Source organism: Mesorhizobium sp. M7D.F.Ca.US.004.03.1.1 (genome assembly GCF_003998635.1).
GTDB lineage: Bacteria > Pseudomonadota > Alphaproteobacteria > Rhizobiales > Rhizobiaceae > Mesorhizobium > Mesorhizobium loti.
This window is the reverse complement of record NZ_RZQG01000538.1, coordinates 1-4189: the sequence shown is the minus strand read 5'-3', so window position 1 is coordinate 4189 and position 4189 is coordinate 1. Positions and strand designations below refer to the sequence as shown.

Here is a 4189-nt window from a genome sequence, read left to right as displayed (position 1 = left end):
GCATGAGGCTCGTTGTCACCGGACGCGAGGGCCAGGTTGCGGCAAGCCTTCTCGAGGCCGGCCAGGGACGTGCCGGCGTGGAGGTCATCGCCATTGGCCGTCCGGAACTCGACCTGGCAAAACCCGATACCGTCATCGACGCCATTGCGGCCGCGAAGCCGGACATCGTCGTGTCGGCTGCCGCCTACACGGCGGTGGATCAGGCCGAGGATGAGCCCGATCTGGCATTTGCGGTGAACGCCGTCGGTGCCGGCAAGGTGGCGGAAGCAGCAAGGCGGCTTGGCGTTCCCGTCATCCATCTTTCGACCGACTATGTCTTCGACGGCACCAAGGCTGGCTCCTATGTCGAAACCGACGCGCCCGCGCCGCGCAATGCCTATGGCGTTTCCAAGCTCGCCGGCGAACAAGCGGTGGCCGCCGCAAACCCGCGCCATCTCATTCTTCGCACCGCATGGGCATACAGCCCGTTCGGTCGAAATTTCGTCAAGACCATGCTGAAGCTTGCTGCCGACCGCGACGAGATCGCTGTTGTGGCCGATCAGTGGGGAAATCCAACTTCGGCGCTCGATATCGCCGACGCAATCCTGCATGCGGCGGCGATGATGCATCCAAATATGGGCTTTTCTTCATTTGGCGCGTACCATCTGGTGGGAACAGGCGAGACCAATTGGAGTGGCTTTGCCCGTCATATCCTGGACTCAAGCCGCCTGTTTGGTGGCCCTTGGGCGCGGGTACGGGACATTGCTACGACGGACTATCCGACCAAGGCGCGCCGGCCCGCCAATTCACGGTTGTCTACGGCAAAGTTCACCGCGACCTTTGGTTGGACGGCGCCGGAATGGCAGCAATCAACAAAAGAAATCGTATCTCGTCTCCTGGATGGTCAGACGGGACACGGCAGCAACGTGTGAACCGCCAGCGTCACGGAGAGTCTTGATGAGCGTTCAGTTATTCGTACCGAGTTTCCGCATCGAAGAATGTCTTGCGGGAATCCGTGAGTGCTTGGAAAAAGGATGGACCGGGCTAGGCTTCAAAACCGCCGAATTTGAAACGGCATGGAAGACCTACACGGGTCTTCCGCACGCCCATTTCCTGAACTCCAACACGGTCGGCCTTCATCTGGCGTTCCAGCTTTTCAAGTCCAAATACGGATGGGACGACGAAAGTGAGGTCATCACAACGCCGCTGACATTCGTTTCGACAAATCATGCTATTCTCTACGCGGGGCTTAAGCCGGTATTCGCGGATGTTGATGAATACCTCTGCCTCGATCCTCAAAGCGTGCTTGAGCGGATCACCGACAAAACGAAGGCGCTGATATTCGTCGGGATGGGAGGCAATGTTGGCCAGTATCAGAAGATATTGGAGATTTGTCGCGCGCGCGACATCAAGCTGGTGCTTGATGCGGCACACATGTCAGGTACCCGTGTCGACGGCAGCCACATTGGCGGTGATGCTGATGTGTCGGTTTTCAGTTTTCAGGCGGTGAAAAATCTTCCAACCGCCGATTCCGGAATGATCTGCTTCAAGGAAGCAGAAGACGATGAGCGCGTCCGCAAGCTCACTTGGCTCGGCATCAACAAGGATACCTACGCCCGGACTGCCTCCCAGGGGGCGTACAAATGGATGTACGACGTCGAGGAGATCGGGCATAAATATCACGGCAACTCGATCATGGCCGCGATTGCTATTGTCCAGCTGAAATATCTTGACATCGACAATTCCTTTCGGCGCCAGCTGGCGGTCTGGTATCGCCAGCATCTGGACGGCCACAATCATGTCAATGTCGTGCCTACAGCGCCAGGTTGTGAGTCTGCCCAGCATCTTCTCCAGATACGGGTTCAGAACCGCGACAATCTGATGCTTGCCCTCAACGAGCACGGCGTCTATCCGGGGGTTCATTATCGCGACAACACGGACTATCGAATGTATGCCTTTGCCGCCGGCACTTGTCCGAACGCCAAAGCAGCGAGCCAGGAAATCATTTCGTTGCCTCTCCACCTTCGTATGAGCAAGGCGGATGTCGATCTGATTTCCGACTTGGTTCTCAAATACGCTCAATGAAACCGCAAATCGCCCCTTTCGGAGACGGTACGATTGCCTTGAGGCTCGTGGAGCAGCGGGATCTCGAGACAATCCTCGACTGGCGCAACCGCGACGACGCACGTGTCTGGTTCAAGACATCTGACAAGCTCGCGTTCAACCGGCATCTCGCCTGGTACAACAGCTATCTCCAGAAGGATGACGATTTCTTCTTCCTAGTGGAGGTGGACGGACGCCCAGTCGGCCAATGTGGAATTTATGATATCGATCGCGATGCAGGAAGCGCCGAGATCGGGCGATTTCTCGTTGCCCCAGAAATGGCCGGAAGGGGTTATATCAGACGGTCGTGCGCTGAGCTCGCGCGTTTCGGAACACGTGTGCTCAACCTGTCCTATATTTTCCTTGAAGTGATGGAGCAAAATAAGAAGGCGATAGGACTTTATACTCGATGCGGTTTCATCGAAGAAAGCCGCTCCAACGGTTTGGTGCGCATGGGCCTCGCTGGAGGTGACGTTACATGATACCAACAGAACAGCTCTATAACGACGCACTGGCATCACTCAAGCTTTGGCGGGTCTGGACTTTTCTCGGCGTTCAAGACATCAAGGCGCGCTTCAGGCGTTCGTTTATCGGACCTCTATGGATTTTATTGAATCTCGCATTTTTCGTGGGTGGTGCCGGCTTTGTCTATGGCGTCATGTTCGGCCAGCCGATGGCTGATTTTTTGCCGTTCCTGATCACGGGTTTCGTCATCTGGGGGTTTCTGCTCTCTTCCTTCGTTGATGCCGGTGCAGCCTTCGTGGGCTCCGAAGGTTACATCAAACAGTTTTCATACCCAAAGCAAATTTATCTTTTACGTGCGCTGGTTTCATACTGCATTGTGTTGATGATCGGATTTTCGGCTATCATTCCGCTGCAGATATTCTTTCATAATTTTCATATTGCAGGCTGGGTGATGGCCGTGCCAGGGCTGGCGTTGCTATTGGTCGCCGCCCTCGGCCATATTGTGATTTCAGCGTATGTCGGAACGCGCTTCAGGGATTTGCCCTTTGCACTGGCTGGCATCCTTCAGGTCATCTTTTTCGTCACCCCAATCATGTTCCCCATCAAAGTGCTTCAGGCCAAGCATCTCGATTTCGTGTATCAATACAATCCTCTGTACTACCTGATAGACATCGTTCGCCACCCCATCCTTGAAGGTGGATTCCCTCCATCTGAAAGCTACGCCTTGGCGACATTATACGCTTTAGCGGTTTGGATTGTCGCGGCCGTGGTTGCCCGACGTCTCGACAACCGATTGGTTTTCCTGCTTTGACAGACCTCACTATCAACCTCGAGGGCGTAGGAGTCCGTTTTCAGGGCGAGCGCACCAATGGCGGCCTGAAAGACTGGCTTGTCGGCCGGCTGACTGGTCGAAAAGGGAACTTGTCCACTTATAGCGTGAATGCGCTCCATCAGTTGAATCTGAAGATCGGAAGCGGCGAGAGGGTCGGGCTGATTGGACTCAATGGCGCCGGCAAAAGCACGTTGCTGAAGGTCATGGCGAAGATTTACCCGCCCACGTCCGGAAAGGTCACTGTGCGGGGGCATGTGTGCCCGATGTTCGAGTTCGCGACCGGCTTCGAGATGAACCAATCCGGTTGGGATAACATCCGCATCCGTGGGCTCCTGCTCGGCATGTCGCCCGCGGAAATCGAGGAAAAATTGCTTGAGATTGGAGAGTTCACGGAGCTCGGAGAATTCCTGGATTATCCCGTTCGCACCTATTCAGCCGGAATGTTTGTCCGCCTCGCCTTTGCCGTGTCGACAAGCATCAATCCCGAGATCCTGCTGATCGATGAAGTGATGGGCGCGGGCGATATCCGCTTTGCGGACAAGGCCAAGCGCCGAATGTACGAATTCATGGAGCAAGGCAAGATACTTGTCTTCGCAAGCCATGCTCCGACCCTTCTGGAATCTTTTTGCAAGCGGACTATCTGGCTCGATGCGGGCGGGATTCGGATGGACGGAGAAACGTCAGAAGTCCTTGAGCGCTATTCTCGAGCCAATTTACCGGGCGCATGATTAAATGAATTCCGATGACATCGGTCAGACTGCTGACTTTGTCCGCGCTGATTGCCTACTTCGCAAAGCAGTCCATCGACCC

5 protein-coding genes are annotated in these 4189 nt (G+C 55.3%); all 5 read left to right on the top strand.

Going from position 1 to position 4189, the window contains the following annotated elements:
• Nucleotides 1-2 precede the first annotated feature (2 nt).
• Genes rfbD through EN935_RS24835 form a run of 5 tightly spaced genes read left to right on the top strand, consistent with a single transcriptional unit; the run spans nucleotide 3 to nucleotide 4107 of the window.
• Nucleotides 3-911, top strand: coding sequence for a dTDP-4-dehydrorhamnose reductase (gene rfbD, locus EN935_RS24855; protein WP_127262772.1), 909 nt, complete (start codon nucleotides 3-5; stop codon nucleotides 909-911).
• 25 nt (nucleotides 912-936) lie between these two features.
• The gene (locus EN935_RS24850; protein WP_127262773.1) at nucleotides 937-2064 is read left to right on the top strand and encodes a DegT/DnrJ/EryC1/StrS family aminotransferase; all 1128 of its coding nucleotides are present in this window, start codon (nucleotides 937-939) and stop codon (nucleotides 2062-2064) included.
• Nucleotides 2061-2564 (top strand): GNAT family N-acetyltransferase, encoded by a 504-nt coding sequence (locus tag EN935_RS24845; protein WP_164757568.1) that lies wholly within the window; start codon nucleotides 2061-2063, stop codon nucleotides 2562-2564. The genes EN935_RS24850 and EN935_RS24845 overlap by 4 nt, the downstream gene beginning before the upstream one ends.
• Entirely contained in the window at nucleotides 2561-3358 is a 798-nt protein-coding gene (locus EN935_RS24840; RefSeq protein ID WP_127262774.1) for an ABC transporter permease, read from the top strand. Before EN935_RS24845 ends, EN935_RS24840 begins: the two co-directional genes overlap by 4 nt.
• Complete coding sequence (locus EN935_RS24835; protein ID WP_127262775.1) at nucleotides 3355-4107, top strand: ABC transporter ATP-binding protein; 753 nt, start codon at nucleotides 3355-3357, stop codon at nucleotides 4105-4107. The genes EN935_RS24840 and EN935_RS24835 overlap by 4 nt, the downstream gene beginning before the upstream one ends.
• Nucleotides 4108-4189 lie beyond the last annotated feature (82 nt).